The organism is Embleya sp. NPDC020886 (assembly GCF_044333915.1).
GTDB lineage: Bacteria > Actinomycetota > Actinomycetes > Streptomycetales > Streptomycetaceae > Embleya.
In genome coordinates this window covers 135,119-153,174 of record NZ_JBIRRX010000014.1, presented here as the reverse complement: position 1 = coordinate 153,174, position 18,056 = coordinate 135,119, and the positions used below count along the sequence as shown (strand labels likewise).

Below are 18,056 nucleotides of genomic sequence, written 5' to 3'. Positions count from 1 at the left end.
CACCCCGATCCACCGGATCCCGACGGCCGGTCCTGCGACCGACGGACGAGACGACGACCGGGGCGGCGAGTTCGATCACCCCGGCCGACCAGCCGCCGCCGACGTGGGCGCATCGCGACCGTGCGCCGTCGATCGTGGGCGGTCAGATGCGGAGGCCGTCGGTGAGGATCCGCAACTGGCGGTCGTACAGCTCGACCAGGTCCTCGATGCCCTCGTGGTCCACCCAGTACCGCATCACCGCGGTCGAGACGCCGATGATCGCGGCGGAGGCGCACCTGAGTTCCAGGTCGCCCGGGTCGCGGCCGGTGCGCTCGGCCAGCAGCGCGGTGATCCCGTCCTGGGTGCGCAGCAGTTCGTCCATCGCTCGGGCGCGGAGGGCCGGGATGGTGAAGATCATCCGGTTCCGGTACAGGAGTTCGTCCCGGTCGGCGGTGAAGATGTGGGCCAGCGACTCGGTCATCGCGTGCCGGATGGCGGCCACGATCGGTTCGTCCGCCGGCCTGGCGGCCAGCGCGTCGCCGAACACCGAGTCGTACTCGTCGGTGAGGACCACGTCCTCCTTGGTCGGGAAGTAGCGGAAGAACGTGCTGCGGGAGACGTCGGCGGCGGCGGCGATCTCGTCGACGGTGGTCGCGTCGTAGCCGTGTTCGGCGAACAGCCGGTACGCCTGGTGGCGAATGCTTTGGCGGGTCTTGAGCTTCTTGCGTTCGCGCAGACCGGGGGCGGCGGGGCGGTGCGCGGGCTCGGTCGGGGTCTCCCTGGGGCTCATGCGAGCAATTCTCCGTGGCGGGAAGCGAGGGCCGGCGGCGTGGGGGCGGGCGTGTCCGTGCTCTCGCCGGGCAGGCGGACGGCCGCGAGGGCGGCGGCGACCAGTGCGATCGCGCCGCAGACCACCAGAACCAGGTCCATGCCGTGGACGAACGCGTCGTGCGCGGACGCCAGGAACGCGGGATCGTGCGTCTGTACCGCCACCGCGTTCGCGCCGGACAACGAGTCCCGGGCCGCGTCGCCCGCCGGTTCCGGCAATCCGCCCACCGCGAGTCGGTCCAGGTAACCGGCGCTCAGCACGCTGCCCAACACGGCCACCCCCAGCACCCCGCCGACCTGTTGCACGGTCTCCAGGAGGCTTGCGCCCGAGCCGGTGTTGTCGGCGGGCAGCGACCCCATCACCATGCTGGTCGCGGGCACCACGGCCATCCCGAAACCGAGCCCGGCGAGGCCCAGCCAGCCGGCGGTGAACCCGTACCCGTCGCCGCCGTCGGTGCCGGCGCCGAGCAGCGCACCCGCGCCGAGCAGTGCCAGGCCGACCGAGATCACCGGACGGCCGCCGAACCTGGGCACCAGCGTCTCGCTCAGCGTGGCGGACACCAGCAACCCGCCGATCAGCGGCAACATTCGCAGCCCGGTGCCGAGCGCGTCGTTGCCGAGCACACCCTCCAGGTACTGCGGCACCACGAACAGGATGCCCATCACCGCGAAGTTCACGAACACCGCGATCAGCGTGCCCCACCGGAACCGGGCATTCGTGAACAGCCCGAGATCGACCAGCGGACGTGCGAAGCGCCGCTGCCGCAGCACGAATCCGCCCAGCAGCAGCGCCCCGCCGAGCAACGTGCCGAGCACCGGCGGACTGCCCCAGCCGTCCCGCGGCACCAGGATCGTCCCGTAGACCAGCGCGGTGATGCCCGACGCACTCGTCACCATGCCGAGTACATCGACCGGCGCCCGCCCGCCTGCCGCCACCCGCACCCGCTTCGGGTCGGCGGGCAGGAACACCGCGCTCAGCACCAGGGCGAGGGCGACGACCGGGATGTTGAACAGGAAGATCGACCCCCACCGGAAGTGATTCAACAGCCAGCCGCCGACGACCGGCCCGATCGGCATGCCCAGCGCGGTGGCCGCGGTCCAGGTCGCCACCGCCTTCGGCACCTCCGCCGGCCCGAAGATCCTGGGCAGGATCGCCAACGACAGCGGCATGATCATCGCCGCCCCGAGCCCGAGCACGGCCCGCACGGCGATCACCTGCCCCGCCGAACCTGCCCAGGCTCCGGCAGCCGAGGCAAGCCCGAAAACCGTCATCCCGGCAAGCAGCACGCGCTTCAACCCGTACCGGTCGCCCAACAGCCCGATCGGCAACATCGCGGCCGACAAGGCGAGCAGGTAGCCGCCGCCGATCCACTGCAACTGCGCACTGTCCGCGCCCAGTTCGCCGGCGAGGGTGGGCAGCGCCACGTTGATGATCGTGCCGTCGAGACCAATGATCAGCGCGCTCGACACCAAGGCCGCGAGGGCCCACCAGCGGCGGGGGGAGAGGGGCACGGGCGGTGGCGGGGTCATGTCCATCTCCGATTCCATGGGTGACACTCGACATTAGGTCACAACAGAACCTTGGTATCAATAGAACCTGAGTTTCACTTTTAAGTTGTGGCGGCGCGACCTGGGCCTGTCGCGTGACGCAGAACGGGCCATGCGCGACCTGTTGACCTCGATCGACCCGCGAAAGAGGAACGATGAGTAGCAAATTCCTGTCCGCCACCTGGTCCGGCGGCGCCGTGCCGCCCGCCCTCTCGGTCGCCCGCGCGCTGCGCGAACGCGGCTACGACGTGCGGGTGTCGGCCGACAGGTCGCTGCACGACCAGGTCGCCGCCGTCGGTGCGGAGCCGATTGCCTGGCCGTGGACCCGGCGACGATCCGCCCGCCCGGCAACGTCCTGGCCACCGCGGTCGCCGCCGAAACGACCCCCGGCCGCGCAGTCACCGAACTCGAAGCCCTGGTCCCGCAATCGCCCCACCACGCCGGGGCCACCCTCGAACCCGACCCGACAGGGCCCGCACACACGCTGTCGGCCTGACGCGGTGGAACACGGTGCGCGCCCGGGTGGCGGGGTTGTTCGGGCGTGGTGACGCGGCGAGGGAGGCGGTCTCCGGCGTCTTCGCCGAAACCCCGCCCCCACCGGCGGACCGCGGCACGGGGTGGCGCGGCGCGGGGCGGGAAGGCGGCGCGGGGGACGAGCGAGAGCGGGCCGGCGGGCGATTCCGTGGTACGAGCAGACCCTCCACGTGCGGGCGGGGTAGTCGTGACGTTCGAGGTCTTCACCGCTATTCGAACGTGCGTACGATATCGGTGTGGGCAAGGAGAGCGAGTCGGGTGCGCCGGCAGCGGAGAGAATCACCGCCGACCGGCGTGCTCGCGATGCGCAAATGCGGGCCAGGGCGAATGTCACGCGCCGGATCGGCACCGTCCGGCGGCATTCCTGGACGCGAGGGGACGCGGGCACGCGTCCGGTCGTCACCGCGAAACGATCACTGCCGCCCACCGACGACGACCCTTGGCCGGCCGTCGACCCGGTATGGACGGAGCGCACGTTGCCGGGTCTGCTCGACGACGCCGGCATCCCCCACTACCGGCGACACGGGGTGCTCTTCGATCACCCCGCCGTTGCCGCCCACGTGGTCCGCATCCAACTCGCCGCAGACCTCGAAGAGTTGCGCCGAGGCTACGCCACGGCCCGACTCTGGTGCACCGAGAACGGGCTGCCCCCGCAAGCCACCGAGGAACTCCTGACGCTGTACGCGACCCTCGGCCGAGCCCAGCGCGCAAGCATCGACCGCGCCATCGTGTGGGCGTGAGCCCGCCGGGCCACGATCGTGTCGGTGGGCGCGGGCAGCGTTCTGCTGCGGCCTGAGACCTTGCCTCCCGGAGCGCCGGCCCGTGTTGGCGTCCGCGTTGGCGCGGGCGGCCCTGGATGAGCTCGATCCGCGCGGATTTTCGACAGGTGCGGGGCCAATCGTCGGTCCCGATGACCGGCCGGCGACGGGGCGAATCGGGCCTACCACCAAGAAAGACACCCGATTCACCCTCCTGACACAGGCCCGGAGAGCGGCCCTGGGTGTATTCACCTGTGAGGTTGGTGACGCGGCCGGCGGGTGGGTGGCCGTCGAGTGCGGTGTGGCCGCGGTGGTGATTGTAGGTGTGGAGCGGTCCGCGTCGGCGTCCGGCGCGGGCTGCGGTGCGGCTTGGAGGAGCGGTTGATCATCCCGGCCTCGCCGGGCGGGCGGCCCATCGGGCGGCGGTGGTCACCGACACCTGGAAGCGCTCCGCGGCCCGTCGCAACGGCCATTCGTCGTCGACGACACAGCGGGCCGGACGCAGGCGCCCGGGAGCTCCGGTCACCCGGCCCATCATCGATCGTGGGGTGAGCCGTGCGCGGCGCCGGTGGGGCCGAAGGCCACTTGCACGGTCAGGCCGCCGTGAGGGTTTGCGTCGGCGGCGACCTGGGCGCCGTGGGCGCGGGCGATGGCCGCGACGATGGCCAGGCCGAGGCCGACCCCTTCGTCGGGGGCTTGGCGGCGCTGTGTGCTGCGGTGGAACGGTTCGAAGAGGCGTGGCACGGCGTCGGGGGCGATGGTCGCCCCGGTGTTGGTGATGGTGAGTGCGCCGTGGCCGGTGCGGACGGTGACGTGTCCGCCGGGGTGGTTGTAGTGGATGGCGTTGCTGACGAGGTTGTGGGTGAGGCGTTCGAGGAGCACCGGGTCACCTTCGGCCCGCAGGGGTTTCGCGTCGAGGGTGAGGGTGATACGGAGCCGGTCGGCCTCGGGGGCGAGGGTGGCGGCAACGGTGCGGGCGATCTCGTCGATTCGACAGGGGGTGCGTCGGTCGAGTCCGCGTTCTGAGGTGGCGAGGAGCAGGAGCCCGGCGATCAGGTGTTGGCTGTGTTCGCTGATGTCGACGAGTTCGCGGCGGATGTAGGCGACCTGGTCGTGGTCGGGGTGGCCGGCGAGGCCGATCTCGGCGGCGGCGCGTTGTTGTGCGAGCGGGGTGCGCAGTTCGTGGGCGGCGTGGGCGGCGAAGCGGCGCTGGGAGTCGACGAGGTGTTCGATGCGATCGAGCATGTCGTCGAAGGTGTCGGCGAGTTGCTTCAGTTCCCCGGGCGGGGCGTCGAGATCGATGCGTTGGTGCAGCGTGGTCGCCGAGAGCCGTTGGGCGGTGCGGGTGATCGCGCCGACGGGCCGCAGGACCCGGCCTGCCATCCACCAGGCCAGCAGCACGGAAAGGGCGGCGAAGATCGCGAGGGCGATGAGCGAGGCGGTGAGGAGGCGGTTGAGGAAGGCCTGTTCGATGGTGCCGGCCAGGTCGAGGGTTCCGCCGCCCTCGCGCGGGACGCGGGACGCGGGTTCGGGGGTGTTGGGCGCCGGCTCCTCGCCGCCGGTCATGGAACCTCGGATGATGACGTCGGTGATGCTCGCGTAGAGGCCGTGCCGCAGCAGTGTGTACATCACCGCGATGAGCCCGCCCCCGGCAAGGAGCAGCAGCCCGGCGTACGGGAGCGTCAGGCGCAGCCTCTCGTCGGCGTGCGGCCACCACCGCCAGGGCTGCGCTGTGGGCCGGGTCGTCACCGGGGGTCCTCGTCGTCGGCGAGGCGGTAGCCGGCCCCGGGCACGGTTTCGATCACCGGGGGGTCGCCGAGTCTGGTGCGCAGGCGGCTGAGGGTGACGCGGACGACGTTGCTCTGGTAGCCGGCGTCTGCGCCCCAGACGGCCTCGACCAGGTCGTCGTGGCCGACGACGCCGCCGGCCGCGCGCATCACGGTCTCCAGGACGGCGAACTCTTTGAGGGACAGCGTCAGGGGGCGACCGTCGCGGGCGGCTCTGCGGCTGCCCGTGTCGAGGCGGATCCCGGCGCGCTCCAGCACCGGGGGCAGTGCGGGATGGGTGCGGCGGCCCAGGGCCAGGACGCGGGCGAGGAGTTCCTGGTAGGCGAACGGCTTGCCCATGTAGTCGTCCGCGCCCAGGCCCAGACCGGCGACCTTGTCGTAGACGGTGTCGGAGGCGGTGAGCATCAGGACACGGGTGAGGAGTCTTTGGGCGACGACGCGTCGGCATACCTCGTCGCCGTTCAGGCCGGGCAGGTCGCGGTCCAGGACCATCACGTCGTAGGCGCCGAACCGCAGTTTTTCCATCGCGTCGAGCCCGTCCGCGCTCACGTCGACGGCCAGGGCCTCCCGGCGCAGCCCCTCGGAGATCATCTTGGCCAGGAAGGCGTCGTCTTCGACTACGAGCACGCGCATGGGTCCTGTCTACCGGACGTGGGCGTTGCACCGGTGTAACAGCCGCCGTTAGGGAAGCGAGAGCGCGCTGTCGCCCAGCCTGTGGTGCCACGACACCGACCACAGGAGGCGACGGCCATGCGGACCACGCAGATCACCACGACCATGGGGGAGAAGACCGAGAGGGTCACGAAGAGGTACCGGGTACGCCTGGCGGCGGCGGGCGGCCTGTCCGCGCTGGTCCTGTTGGCCACTGCTTGCGGCAGCGACGGCGAGTCCGGCGGCGGATCCGGCGGCGGGAACGGCGGGTCGGCCGGGCAGGACGCCGGGGCGGAGCAGGCCAAGCAGATGGACTGTCTGCGCGGCAAGGGCATGAAGATCGAGGACGCCAAGCCCGGTCAGAAGGGCGCGATCTCGCGGGGGGATCTGACACCGGAGCAGATGGCGCAGGCGCTGGCGGACTGCGGCATCCGGGACAGCTCCGGTCGCGGCGGCGCCGGCGATACGGGCGGGGGTGGGCTGGGCCGGCAGGAGAAGGACAAGTACCTGGCGTATGCGAAGTGCATGCGTGAGGAGGGCATCGACATGCCCGACCCGCAGTTCGTCGACGGCTCGGTCAAGTCGGAGGTCACCGGGGCGCAAGCGGATCCGGCGAAGTACGCGGCGGCGGACAAGGTGTGCGCGCAGAAGGCGGGGTTCTGATGCGGCGGCGTGTGGCGTCCGCCGTGGTGGCGGCCGTGGTCGCCGTGTCCGGCGGCGCGGTCGCCGCGTACTCGCTCGAGGACGGCAAGGGTGATCGCGGGCACGAGCAGGCGGGCCCGCTGCCGCAGGCGGTGGCCGATGTCACCCGGGGCGACATGAACGCCGCGGTGCAGGCGCCGGGCAGGCTCGGCTTCGCGCGCGGGCAGAAGGTCGGCTCGGGCGGCGACGGCGTGCTGACCTGGCTTCCGGAGGCCGGAGCGGAGGTCGGCCGGGGCGGGAAGCTGTACGCGCTGGACGCCGAACCGGTCCACCTGATGTATGGCGCCACGCCGGTGTATCGGGAGATGAAGGCGGGCGACGAGGGGGAGGACGTCGGCCAGCTGAAGCAGAATCTGAAGGCTCTGGGGTTCGGCCCGCAGCTGGCCGCGGACGATGAGTTCACCCCGGGCACCGTCAAGGCGGTCAAGGCCTGGCAGAAGGCGGTCGGTCTGGAGCAGACCGGGACCGTCGGTCCCGGGGAGGTGGTGTTCGCGCCCGGCCCGCTGCGGGTGGACACGTCGGAGGCCCAGGTCGGCGACCGGCTGGTGCCGGGCAAGACGGTGTATTCCGCGTCCGGGGCGGCGCGGCTTGTCGAGGTCGATCTGAAGGTGTCCGAGGCTGGGCAGCGCAAGCCCGGCGACAAGGTCACCGTCCAGCTTCCGGGCGGGGTGAGCGTCCCGGGCCGCGTCTCCTCGGTCGGCGCGTCGGCCGAGGCGCCCCAAGGCGGCCAGGGAGGCGGCCAGGGCAGCGGGGGCGGCAGCGATCCGAAGATCAAGGTGACCGTGGAGTTCGACGACCCCGCGCAGGTGCGGGGCGTGGACCAGGCACCGGTCACCGTGCTGTTCGCGGGCCGGTCGCGGACCGGTGTCCTGTCGGTGCCCGTCGAGGCGCTGGTGGCCCTGCCCGGCCGGGGCTTCGGCGTCCAGGTCGTCGAGAACGGGCGGGTGCGCGACCTGCCGGTCACTCTCGGCCTGTTCGCCGACGGCCGCGTCGAGGTGTCCGGGGACGGCCTGGCCGAGGGCCTCGACGTGGTGGTGCCGACATGACCGCCCACACCACCGCCGACACGCGGGGCCACGCGGGCCCGGTGCGTGGTGGCGAGCCGTGGGAGGGCCGGCCGGTCGTCACGCTCAGCGGGGTGACCAAGGAGTACCCCGGCGGGGTTGCCGCGCTGCGGGGGGTGGACCTGGTGGTCGGCGCGGGCGAGCTGATGGCGATCGTCGGGCCGTCCGGGTCGGGGAAGTCCACCCTGCTGCACATCATCGGCACGCTGGACAGGCCCACTGCGGGCACGGTTACGGTGGCCGGGCACGAGGTGACCCGCATGGCGGACCGACGCCTGTCCGCGTTGCGCGCCCAGCACGTGGGGTTCGTTTTCCAGGCGTTCCACCTCGTGCCCGGCGCCAGCGCGCTGGCCAACGTCGCCGAAGGGCTGCGCTACTCGGGGTTGCCGCGCAATGAGCGGCGGCGGCGGTCCGTCGAGGCGCTTGACCGCGTCGGGCTCGGCGACCGCGTACATCACCGGCCGCACGAGCTGTCCGGCGGCCAGAAGCAGCGCGTCGCGATCGCCCGCGCGGTCGCCGGCGCACCGGACATCCTGCTCGCGGACGAGCCGACCGGTGCACTGGACTCCGCGTCCGGCGACGCGGTGCTGGCGCTTCTGCACGAACTGAACGCGGACGGCGCCACCATCGCGGTGATCACCCACGACCGGGAACTCGCGGCGGCGCTGCCGCGCTGCGTGAGCATCCGCGACGGCGAAGTCGTCGACGACACCCGCACGGTCCGGCCGAAAGAGACGCGATGAACCATGGCACCCGACTGACCCCGGCCGCCCTCACCGCCCGCGACATCGCCCAGGTCGGCTCCGCCGGGCTGCGCGGCAGACCGATGCGGGTGATCCTCTCGGCGCTCGGGATCGCGCTCGGCATCGCCACCATGATCGCCGTGGTCGGCATCTCCTCCTCGTCCAAGGCCAAGCTCATGGACGACCTCGACAAGCTCGGCACCAACATGCTCGTGGTCACCCCCGGGCAGTCGATGCTCACCGGGCAAAGCGCCGTACTCCCCCAGAAGGCACCACAGATGATCGGGAAGATCGACGGCGTCCAGAACACCGGCGCCACCGGCCTGACCGACGCGCACATCTACCGCTCCGAACACATCCCGGTCACCCAGACCGGCGGCCTGTCCGTTCAAGCCGCCACCGAAGATCTCTTGGCCGTCCTGCGCGGCTCCATGGCGGCCGGCACCTGGCTCAACGCGGCCAACGGCCAGTTCCCGGCCGTGGTCCTCGGCGACCAGGCCGCCGCCCGACTCGGCGTCACCCAACCCGGGCAGCAAGTCCTCATCGGCGGCGGGTACTTCACCGTCGTTGGCATCCTGCTCCCGCTCCCACTCGCGGAGGACATCCGCACCTCGGCCCTGGTCGGCTGGCAGGCAGCCAAAGACTTGCTCGGTTTCGACGGCCACCCCAGCGCCGTCTACGCACGCTCCGCGGACGAGGCCGTGGCAGATGTACGCGACCTGCTGGCCCGCACCGCCAACCCCCAGGCCCCGCACGAAGTCGAGGTCTCCAATCCGTCCGACGCGCTGGAAGCCAAAGCCGCCTCCGAGGGAGCCTTCAACGGCCTGCTCCTCGGCCTCGGCGCCGTCTCCCTCCTCGTCGGCGGAGTCGGTGTCGCCAACACCATGATCATCTCCGTGCTCGAACGCCGCCACGAGATCGGCCTGCGCCGCTCCCTCGGCGCCACCCGCGGCCAGATCCGCATCCAGTTCGTCACCGAGTCGTTGGTGCTCTCCAGCCTCGGCGGCCTCGCCGGCATCGCCCTGGGCTCCCTGGGTACGTGGATCTACGCCACCTCCCGCGGCATGCCCTGGGTCGTAGCCCCGACTGCCGCAGCGGGCGGATTCGCCGCCACCCTGCTCATCGGCATCATCGCCGGGCTCTACCCCGCCATCCGAGCCGCCCGCCTGTCCCCGACCCTCGCCCTCCACGCCGTATAACCGACTGCGACACGGCGTGCGGCTCTTCCCCGGCCACCACGTGGGACGAAGGTGAGCCCGAGCCGCCCAGGGGCGCGACCGGGCTCACCTTCGTCGATTCGGGATCGATGGCACGTGCGAGGGAGAACCGATGGCCGGATAGTCGGGCCCTGGATTCGCGCTCGACGGCACGAGCAGGATCGCGTAAGTGGGACGCCCGGCCGGCGTCGGCTCGACATGAAGACGCCGGCTTCGGATGACGACTCGGACCAACCGTCGTGCTCGCTATGTCGGCGTCGGAGCGACTTCACCGGCCACGGGTAGTGACGAAACTCCCTCCATGGCGTGCCCGGTCAGAGGATGCAAGTGAGCACGCAGGTGAGCACGGACGCCCACGGATGAGCTCGACTCGCGCGGATTTTCGACCCCTCGCGCGGATTTCCGGTCCTCGGTCGAATCGGGCGCGGCCCCTCAGGGGGCGCCCAGACAGGTCGGATTTGTACACCTCGGGTGTTCATGGCGCCTGTGGGTCTCAACCGTCCGGATCTACATCTACGCAGGTCACGGCGTGTCCGGGGATACTCGCAGCATGTTCGATCCGATACCGGTACTCTGCCGGTGGGCAAAAAGCGGATCACCGCCGGACGCCCAACGGGGCCGTTAGCTCAATTGGCAGAGCAGCGGACTTTTAATCCGCGGGTTCAGGGTTCGATCCCCTGACGGCCCACCCGCGTCAGGGCCGGGTTTGGGCTGCTGACCAGCAGAAACACTGCGAACCGCAGTCTTTTTTGCCGCCCTGGACCTCTGGTCCGGGGCCGTCTGCGTGAGCGGTTGCGCGCCTGGTCAGCCTGCTGCAGCACTACCTCGACGGCGTCCACAGCACTGATCCACGCGATCTGATCGACGCTCCAGAGGGGGAGTCGTCGCGGTGTCGGTCTCGACCCGTCCGCCGTCCGCAAGCTGGGAGCCCGTCTCGTGCTCAACGCGGAAGCCGGGCCGAAGCGCGGGCAGCGTTCGACGACGTCCCGGCAGTATGGCGCCGGCCCGGCGTCGCGTGCTGACACGCGTCTCGGGCCTGAGTTCCCGCTGACCAGGCGCCTGCTGTCGAGGATCGCGTCGCGCCTGCGCACGGCTGGTGCAAGCCGCGGCGCCGACGAGCACGATCCAGTCGTGCAGATGACCGGATCACGGGAATCGCCTGCGCAAAGGCATCGGCCTCCGGACGGTCCGACCGCGTCCAGGGCCTGCAACACATAGTGCATCGCGTCCCTGGCCTGCACCCTCGAACCCTGGTCCTCCGGGTCGACGGCAAGGGCGTGGTGACGTGCTGCTTGACCTCAACCTTCGTTGAGGTACGAGGGTCGTGTCATCGAACGGCGAGACGAGGAGATTCCGATGACACAGCCCAGGATCCTGGTGACCGGCGCGACCGGAAAGGTCGGCGGCGCGGTGGTGACCCAACTGCACGCGGCGGGCGTGCCCGTGCGGGCGCTGGTGAGAGGGGAGGCGGATTTCCCGGAAGGTGTGCAGGCGGTACGCGGCGATCTCGGTGATCCCGCGTCGCTGGACACGGCTCTGGAGGGCGTCGATTCGGTCTTCCTGGTGTGGCCGTTCCTGAGCGCCGAGGGCGCGTCGGAGGTGATCGACGCGATCGGGAAGCACGCCCGACGGGTGGTGTACCTGTCATCCGCCGGCGTCGGGAGCCAGGAGGAGAAGTCGGGCGAGGCGATCACCATGTTCCACACGGAGTTGGAGCGGCTGATCGAGGCATCGGGCCTGGAGTGGACGGCGCTGCGGCCCACCGGGTTCGCGAGCAACACGCTGGGCTGGGCGGAGGAGGTCCGCACCACCGGTGCGGTACGGGCGGCGCCGGCAAGGTTGGCCCGCCCGCTGATCCACGAGGCGGACATTGCCGCAGTCGCCGTTCAGGCGCTGACGACCGACGCCCTGCTCGGCGCCCGCCCCCTGATCACCGGCCTCGAACTGATCACTCAGGAACGGCAGGTGGCGCTGATCAGCGAGGCGATCGGGCGGCCGGTGCGGTTCGAGGAGATCACTCTGGACGAGGCCGCCGAGCAGATGAAGGCCGCAGGCTACCCAGCGGAGCTGGTGGAGGCCGTGCTGCCGGCCCAGGCGGAGATGCTCGACAATCCGGAGCCGGTCAACGATGAGGTGGAGCGCATCACGGGCACCCCGGCCCGATCCTTCCTGGAGTGGGCGGTGGACCACGCGGCGGACTTCCGCTGAGAGGGACGTCGATACCCGTTGACATAGACGACCGAAGCATCGGATCTCGACTCCGTGTCCCACACGCTTGACGCCCCGTGGTCGGGCTCCCCGCTCAGGCAAGCCCCGAGCGGTTGAACCGTGTAGGTCGGGAGGCCATCTCGCGACCATGGCGTGCCGGACTTGCCGCTGGTGCGCCATCGCTCCCCTGTGGTGTCCAGCCCGGCGACCACCGGTCCGTCGAGGCCGACGACGACGTCCGACTTCCACGTACGCAGGGCAGCCACCGGGGACGGACGGCGAGATTCGGCAGCGTGGACGAGATCTATCGCATCGAGGCTGGACGGGACATTCTCACCGAGCCCACTCTGCTCTTCGCCGACGCCGACGCCGACGCCGACGCCGACGCCGACGCCGACGCCGACGCCGACGCCGAATGCGAAGGCGAAGGTGAGGCGGACGACGAAGCCATGCCGGAGGTGGGCCGCGTAACTCCCGAGCCTGCCTGAGGACTTCCTGCTGCCGCCAGGGAAGGAAGCCCGAGTCCCGGGCGCCCTCGGACCGACGAGACGAGTGGTTCGGGCTGTCGGTCTCCTCGATCGGGGACAGGATCGACCGCCGCCGGCGTCCTGTGCCGGTTCCATCGGGTCCGGGCGGGATTACGTTCCCGTGTGGGCCTGGATGAGACCGTATTTGCCGCTGGTGCGCCACGGCTCCCCGGTGGCGTCCAGCTCGGCGACCATCGGTGCGGCGAGGCCGACGACGACGTCCGACTTCAACGTACGCAGGGCGACCACCGGGGACGGGAAGTGGTCGACCCGCTCGGCGAACGGGGTTGTCGCATCCCAGAGTCGATCTCCGACGAGGCGGCGGTAGTTGAGGTCGCCCTTGCCGATCGTCATCGTGGCCCCGGACAGCTCTGCCCTGAGGTCGGCGGGCATGTCGTGGAACGGCAGCGGTGCGCAGAAGAACCGGTGGGTGCGGACCATGAGGATGTCGTCCTTCATTGCCCGGTGGAGTCGACGGCCGATCAGTCGTGCCTCCTGCCCCGGTGCGAAGCGGAGGCGGTCGAGGGTCGCGAGGACGTCGGCGGTGGTCGCATCCGACACGTAGTAGGGGGCGGGCTTGACGTAGAGGACGACCTCGGCGGCCGGTCCGCTCGTGAGGAGATGGTCGATCAGGACGAGGTCGGGCAGCAGTTCCCGTCCCGCGTTGTCCGCGATGACACAGACCCTAGGGTTGTTCGCGGCAGCGAGTGCGGACCACAGGAGCGGGCTGTCGTCCGCGATCAGGGCGGGGGATCGGGTGTCCGGCGCCGAGGCGGTGATTCGGAAGCCGAGGTCCGCCCGGTTGCCCCAGAGAGCCGACGAGAGCAGCACCTTTGCCCGCTGGTCGGCGGACAAGGATGGCAGGTCGTCGAGAGCCGCCGACTCGGCGTCGACGGCCGGGCCGGCCAACTCGGCGTTCTTCAACGGCGCGAACGGGTCGATGCCCTGCCAGGTCCCGGGTCGGAAGTAGCCGGTGGCTTCGAGCAGCCTGCGGTAGAAGTAGCTCTCGGCCCACAGGAACGGCGCCTCGCCCCACGGCCGTCCGAACAGGCCCTCGCCCCACTCCAGCCACTGCCGATGATCGTGGGCGCTCTCGCCGAGCGGCTCCAGCACGCCGCCGGTGCTCTCGGACAGGAGTTCCTCGACCGCAGCCCGCTCGGTCGGTCCGTATGGCAGAGCGTCGAGTACCCGGCGAATGAGTTTCGGGTGCCGCTCGTGGAAAACGCCCCAGGCGAAGGAGCCGGGGACATCACTCAGGATCGTGGGTGCAGTGGACACGTTCGGGCTCGTCCTTCTCCTCGTCGGCCGTCACCGGGACCCGCGAGCGGACCGGCGCCGGCTCGGTCGACGGCGGGCATGGCGTGGCTCGGCGGCGACGCCGGGCCGGCCGGGCTGCCGACAAGCACCCGACCGGTACCAGGATCGGCGGCTGCGCGGTCCGGCGTTGCATCGACACGGAACTTGGGCACGCTGCCCGCGCAGGGGCCGGAGGTGGGTCGTTACGGTGCCGCGCTCGTGTCGGGAATGTCGTTCGGACGGGCCGTCGGGGGAGTCGGCAAGGCGGCTTCCGGGCGGCCCGGTTGGTGGACGGTCCAGTGGGCGGTGCGCCATGGGTGGGGGTCCAGGTCGTTGGGGAGGTCGACCAGGATCGGTTCGGTGGGCAGGGGGTGTAGGGCGCGTGGGTCGGCGTGGCGGAATTGGGGCCAGGCGGTGGCCAGGACGATGACGTCGGCGCCGTGGCAGGAGGCTTCGAGGTCGGTGGCGTAGTCGAGTTCGGGGTGGCGGGCGGCTGCGGTGGTGTTGGCCTGCGGGTCGTGGACGCGTACGTGGGCGCCTGCGCTCGCGAGTCGGACGGCGAGTTCGAGGGCAGGGGATTCGCGGACGTCGTCGGTGCCGGGTTTGAAGGCGGCGCCCCAGATGGTGATGGCGGCATCGCGCACGGGTTTGCCGTGCAGGGCGTACACGATCAGGTCGAGGGCGCGGGCGGTGCGGGCGTTGTTGATCTGCTCTGCGGTGCGTAGGAGGGTCGCCATCTCGGGCACGCCGAGTCGTTCGGCGTCCGTGGTGAAGGCGCGGATGTCCTTGGGGAGGCAGCCCCCGCCGTAACCGAGGCCCGGGCGCAGGCCGGCGGTACCGATCCGGGAGTCGTGGACGAGTGCTGCCGCGAGGGTCATGGCGTCGGCGTCCGCCGCGGCGCACATGTCGGCGATGGCGTTGATGAAGGAGATCTTGAGACCGAGGAAGGCGTTCGCGGCGCCTTTGGCGAGTTCGGCCGTGGCGGGGTCGGTGACGAGCAGCGGGACGCCGGCGTCGAGGAGTGGTGCGTACACCTCGCGGATGAGCTTTTCCGCCCCGGCATCGGTGACGCCGGCGATGATGCGGTCGGGGTACAGGCTGTTTTCGAGGGCCTCGCCCTCGCGCAGGAATTCGGGATTCCAGACCACCCGGATGTCGATGTCGGGGGCGATGTGTTCGACGAGCGCGGTGAGGCGCGCGGTGGTGCCGACGGCGACCGTGGATTTGCCGATGATCGTGCAAGGCCGGGACAGGTGGCTCGCGAGAGCGCTCGCAGCGGCGAAGAGTCGGCCGGTGTCGTACGTGCGGCCGTCGGCGTCGAGCGGCGTGTCCACGGCGAGGAAGTGCACGTCGGCGAACCACGCGGCCTCGGCGAAGTCCGTGGTGAACCGCAACCGCCCCGACGCCGTGTGCGAGGCCAGCAGTTGCGGCAGGCCCGGTTCGTGGATCGGGGACTCGCCCAGGTTCAGGTGCCCGACGCGAGCGGGGTCGATGTCGACGCCGACCACCTCGTGGCCGAGTTCGGCCATTGCCGTGGCGTGCGGAACGCCGAGGTGACCGCAGCCGATGACGGAGACGCGCATCGTGATCCCTTTCGATGGGGGATGTTGCGGGACGGACCGGCCGACCTCTCGGCCCGGGGCATCGGCGCGGTTCGGTGTGGCGCGATGGGATGGGCGGGTGAGGCGTGGGGTGGAGGAGAGCAATCGGCGGATGCTTCGGGCTCGGGATGTGATGGATCGGGAGTATGCGCGGGCGTTGGACGTGCCGGCGTTGGCTCGGGTCGCGCATGTGTCGGAGGCGCATTTCGCGCGGACGTTTCGGGTCACGTTCGGGGAGACGCCGCACCGGTATCTGCAGCGGCGGCGGGTCGAGCGGGCCATGTTCCTGTTGTGGGAGACCGAGCGGAGTGTGACGGACATCTGCTTCGAGGTCGGGTTCGCGAGTCCGGGGACGTTCAGCCGTACGTTTCGGGACATCGTCGGGCGGTCGCCGCGGGAGTATCGGAAGGAAGCGGTGGCCGCGGGTGTGCCCACCTGCTTCACGATGGCCTGGACGCGGCCGAGCGGGTGAGCGGCGTACCCGCCGGCGAGTGCGCAGTTTTGGATAAGTTTGCAGGTGGCGTGGCGGCCGGCGTTGCTGTCGTGTTCAACGTCATCGCGCAATCGCAGATCTACGTGCTCGACCAGGACGAGGCCCTCGACTTCCATGTCGCCCCGGAGCCCCGCATCCGGGGCGGGACAAGGCGGGCCGGGCGTCGACACGGCCGAACGGCGCCGGCAGGGTGTCCCGATGCGAATACCGAGGCAGGCGGCTCGTGTTGCGGTGCTGGACCCGGGCGGAGCGGTCTTCATGTTCCGGTACGACAACGAGGAAGTCGGCGTGCACTGGGCGATGCCGGGCGGGGGACTGGAGCCGGGCGAGGCACCGCTCCGGGCGGCCGAGCGCGAACTGCGCGAGGAGACCGGCTGGACCGACGTCGAGGTCGGCGCCGTGTTCTGCCTCTGGGAGCACGACTTCACCCGCGCCGGGATCCCCGTCCGGCAGCGCGAACGGATCTTCCTGGCCCGGGGCCCGCGCCGAGACCCGATCGGCGATCTCGTCGCGGCACACGCGGCGGACCGGATTCTGTGGTGGCGCTGGTGGACGCCCGAGGAGTTGGCCGGCGACACCGAGCCGCTGTGGCCGCCGCAACTGCCGGAGTTGCTCGCGGCCGTGACGAACGCCGGCCCGCCGGTACCGCCGATCGACCTCGGTTACGTCCGCAACGGCGCCCCGGGCCCACGATGATGCCCCCGGTTCGGCCGGTGCCACGATCGGCCCCAAAAATCGGTTGGTTCACGACCGGAGCTCGGGGTAGCGTCGATCACATGCTTTTCGTACAGATCTACGGCTGACATCGGCGAGGGCTGTGCCCTCGATCCGCCCGCACCGGGCGGCGCGTGACGTGCGTGCCGACACCCGGGGCGTCGGACTGTCGTGTCCATCCGCCGTAGATCCGAAACGAGAGTGCTCATGTCTCAGCGTCGCCGTGCCCACATCGCGATGATCGGCATCCCCGCCGTCAGCCATGTCCTGCCCAGCCTCGAAGTCATCCGCGAACTGGCCGATCGAGGCCATCGCGTCAGCTACGCCAACGACCCCGCCGTCGCCGACCTGATCGCGCCGACCGGGGCCGAGTTCGTGCCGTACCGCTCCACACTTCCGGTCGCCGACAACGACTGGCCGGCCGATGCGATCGGCGCGATGGGCGTGTTCCTGGACGATGCGATCAAGGCGCTGCCGCAGTTGCGTGCGGCGTACGACCACGACCCCGCGGATCTGTACCTCTACGACATCGGCGCGTATGCCGCCCGGGCACTGGCCGAGAGCCAGGGGCGGCCGATCGTACAGCTCTCGCCGACGTATGTGGCCTGGCAGGGCTACGAGGAAGAGGTGCTGCCCGGGATGAAGCAACTGCCGGGCGCGGACGCGTATTGGGCGCGATTCGCCGCCTGGCTCGCGGACTCCGGCGCGACCACCACGGACGTGGACCTGTTCGGCGGCCGGCCCCGCCGGGTCGTGGCCACGGTGGCGCGCGCGATGCAGCCGAATGCGGAGCGGGTGGACCCGGACGTGGTCGACTTCGTCGGTCCGTGTCCGGGTCGGCGTGCCGATCAGGGGGAGTGGACCCGCCCGGCGGGCGCCGAGCGGGTGTTGTTGATCTCGCTGGGTTCGGCGTTCACCCGGCAGCCGGAGTTCTATCGGCGGTGCCTCGCGGCCTTCGGCGACCTGCCGGGGTGGCATGTGGTGCTTCAGATCGGCCGGCATACCGACCCGGCGGGCCTCGGGGTGATTCCGGACAATGTGGAACTGCACACCTGGGTCCCGCAGTTGGCCATCCTGCGGCAGGCCGACGCGTTCGTCACGCACGCCGGCATGGGTGGTTGCGGCGAGGGACTGACGACCGGTGTGCCGATGATCGCCGTACCGCAGGGTGCCGAGCAGTTCGCCAACGCGGATCGCCTGGTCGAACTGGGCGTGGCCGAGCGCCTGGACACGGCGGACGCCACGCCGGAGGCCCTGCGCCGGGCCCTCCTCGCCCTGACCTCGGACCCGGAGGTGGCCGCCCGCTCGGCCCGGCTGCGGGACCAGGCACGTGCCGAGGGCGGCGCGGTCCGCGCGGCCGACCTGATCGAGGCCGAACTGGGCTGATCCCGGGGCGGCCGGCCGGG

16 protein-coding genes, 1 tRNA gene and 2 pseudogenes are annotated in these 18,056 nt (G+C 71.0%); 12 read left to right on the top strand and 7 right to left on the bottom strand.

Annotation, left to right across the window (positions count from 1 at the left end):
• Window positions 1-142: 142 nt before the first annotated feature.
• Both ACH4U8_RS36180 and ACH4U8_RS36175 read right to left on the bottom strand, forming a co-directional pair.
• On the bottom strand, window positions 143-769 hold the full coding sequence (locus ACH4U8_RS36180) for a TetR family transcriptional regulator (RefSeq protein ID WP_395782550.1): 627 nt from the start codon (window positions 767-769) through the stop codon (window positions 143-145).
• Window positions 766-2,355 (bottom strand): MFS transporter, encoded by a 1,590-nt coding sequence (locus tag ACH4U8_RS36175; RefSeq protein WP_395782549.1) that lies wholly within the window; start codon window positions 2,353-2,355, stop codon window positions 766-768. Before ACH4U8_RS36175 ends, ACH4U8_RS36180 begins: the two co-directional genes overlap by 4 nt.
• Before the next feature lie 319 nt (window positions 2,356-2,674).
• Here ACH4U8_RS36175 and ACH4U8_RS36170 point away from each other — a divergent pair, with 319 nt between their 5' ends.
• Both ACH4U8_RS36170 and ACH4U8_RS36165 read left to right on the top strand, forming a co-directional pair.
• The gene (locus ACH4U8_RS36170) at window positions 2,675-2,851 is read left to right on the top strand and encodes a hypothetical protein (protein ID WP_395782548.1); all 177 of its coding nucleotides are present in this window, start codon (window positions 2,675-2,677) and stop codon (window positions 2,849-2,851) included.
• Between the two features lie 274 nt (window positions 2,852-3,125).
• Complete coding sequence (locus ACH4U8_RS36165; RefSeq protein ID WP_395782547.1) at window positions 3,126-3,629, top strand: hypothetical protein; 504 nt, start codon at window positions 3,126-3,128, stop codon at window positions 3,627-3,629.
• 350 nt (window positions 3,630-3,979) lie between these two features.
• Here ACH4U8_RS36165 and ACH4U8_RS36160 read toward each other — a convergent pair.
• From ACH4U8_RS36160 to ACH4U8_RS36150, 3 genes and pseudogenes are all read right to left on the bottom strand, one after another.
• A pseudogene (locus tag ACH4U8_RS36160) lies at window positions 3,980-4,185 on the bottom strand (leucine zipper domain-containing protein); the annotation flags it as partial.
• Entirely contained in the window at window positions 4,182-5,396 is a 1,215-nt protein-coding gene (locus ACH4U8_RS36155) for a sensor histidine kinase (protein WP_395782546.1), read from the bottom strand. The pseudogene ACH4U8_RS36160 and the gene ACH4U8_RS36155, both read right to left, overlap by 4 nt.
• Complete coding sequence (locus ACH4U8_RS36150; RefSeq protein ID WP_395782545.1) at window positions 5,393-6,067, bottom strand: response regulator transcription factor; 675 nt, start codon at window positions 6,065-6,067, stop codon at window positions 5,393-5,395. The genes ACH4U8_RS36155 and ACH4U8_RS36150 overlap by 4 nt, the downstream gene beginning before the upstream one ends.
• Window positions 6,068-6,184: 117 nt before the next feature.
• On the opposite strand from ACH4U8_RS36150, the gene ACH4U8_RS36145 reads away from it, so the two are divergent.
• From ACH4U8_RS36145 to ACH4U8_RS36115, 7 genes and pseudogenes are all read left to right on the top strand, one after another.
• Window positions 6,185-6,748 carry a hypothetical protein gene (locus ACH4U8_RS36145; protein WP_395782544.1) on the top strand — a complete coding sequence of 188 codons (564 nt, stop codon included), beginning with the start codon at window positions 6,185-6,187 and terminating at the stop codon, window positions 6,746-6,748.
• Window positions 6,748-7,833 (top strand): peptidoglycan-binding protein, encoded by a 1,086-nt coding sequence (locus ACH4U8_RS36140; protein ID WP_395782543.1) that lies wholly within the window; start codon window positions 6,748-6,750, stop codon window positions 7,831-7,833. The genes ACH4U8_RS36145 and ACH4U8_RS36140 overlap by 1 nt, the downstream gene beginning before the upstream one ends.
• On the top strand, window positions 7,830-8,594 hold the full coding sequence (locus ACH4U8_RS36135) for an ABC transporter ATP-binding protein (RefSeq protein WP_360312052.1): 765 nt from the start codon (window positions 7,830-7,832) through the stop codon (window positions 8,592-8,594). The genes ACH4U8_RS36140 and ACH4U8_RS36135 overlap by 4 nt, the downstream gene beginning before the upstream one ends.
• Entirely contained in the window at window positions 8,591-9,793 is a 1,203-nt protein-coding gene (locus tag ACH4U8_RS36130) for an ABC transporter permease (protein ID WP_395782542.1), read from the top strand. Before ACH4U8_RS36135 ends, ACH4U8_RS36130 begins: the two co-directional genes overlap by 4 nt.
• A gap of 633 nt (window positions 9,794-10,426) precedes the next feature.
• Window positions 10,427-10,499: transfer RNA gene (locus ACH4U8_RS36125), tRNA-Lys, on the top strand.
• A gap of 668 nt (window positions 10,500-11,167) precedes the next feature.
• Window positions 11,168-12,019 carry an NAD(P)H-binding protein gene (locus tag ACH4U8_RS36120; RefSeq protein ID WP_395782541.1) on the top strand — a complete coding sequence of 284 codons (852 nt, stop codon included), beginning with the start codon at window positions 11,168-11,170 and terminating at the stop codon, window positions 12,017-12,019.
• Window positions 12,020-12,297: 278 nt separating this feature from the next.
• Window positions 12,298-12,408 (top strand): annotated as a pseudogene (locus ACH4U8_RS36115) (adenylyl cyclase); the annotation flags it as partial.
• A 249-nt stretch (window positions 12,409-12,657) separates the two neighbouring features.
• On the opposite strand, the gene ACH4U8_RS36110 reads toward ACH4U8_RS36115, so the two are convergent.
• The gene (locus ACH4U8_RS36110; protein ID WP_395782540.1) at window positions 12,658-13,824 is read right to left on the bottom strand and encodes a damage-control phosphatase ARMT1 family protein; all 1,167 of its coding nucleotides are present in this window, start codon (window positions 13,822-13,824) and stop codon (window positions 12,658-12,660) included.
• 221 nt (window positions 13,825-14,045) lie between these two features.
• Window positions 14,046-15,425 (bottom strand): UDP-glucose dehydrogenase family protein, encoded by a 1,380-nt coding sequence (locus ACH4U8_RS36105; RefSeq protein WP_395782539.1) that lies wholly within the window; start codon window positions 15,423-15,425, stop codon window positions 14,046-14,048.
• Window positions 15,426-15,522: 97 nt separating this feature from the next.
• On the opposite strand from ACH4U8_RS36105, the gene ACH4U8_RS36100 reads away from it, so the two are divergent.
• From ACH4U8_RS36100 to ACH4U8_RS36090, 3 genes are all read left to right on the top strand, one after another.
• Window positions 15,523-15,915, top strand: coding sequence for a helix-turn-helix domain-containing protein (locus ACH4U8_RS36100; RefSeq protein ID WP_395782538.1), 393 nt, complete (start codon window positions 15,523-15,525; stop codon window positions 15,913-15,915).
• A 219-nt stretch (window positions 15,916-16,134) separates the two neighbouring features.
• Window positions 16,135-16,632 carry an NUDIX hydrolase gene (locus ACH4U8_RS36095; protein WP_395782537.1) on the top strand — a complete coding sequence of 166 codons (498 nt, stop codon included), beginning with the start codon at window positions 16,135-16,137 and terminating at the stop codon, window positions 16,630-16,632.
• A gap of 225 nt (window positions 16,633-16,857) precedes the next feature.
• The gene (locus ACH4U8_RS36090; protein ID WP_395782536.1) at window positions 16,858-18,036 is read left to right on the top strand and encodes a macrolide family glycosyltransferase; all 1,179 of its coding nucleotides are present in this window, start codon (window positions 16,858-16,860) and stop codon (window positions 18,034-18,036) included.
• The last annotated feature ends 20 nt before the right edge of the window (window positions 18,037-18,056 follow it).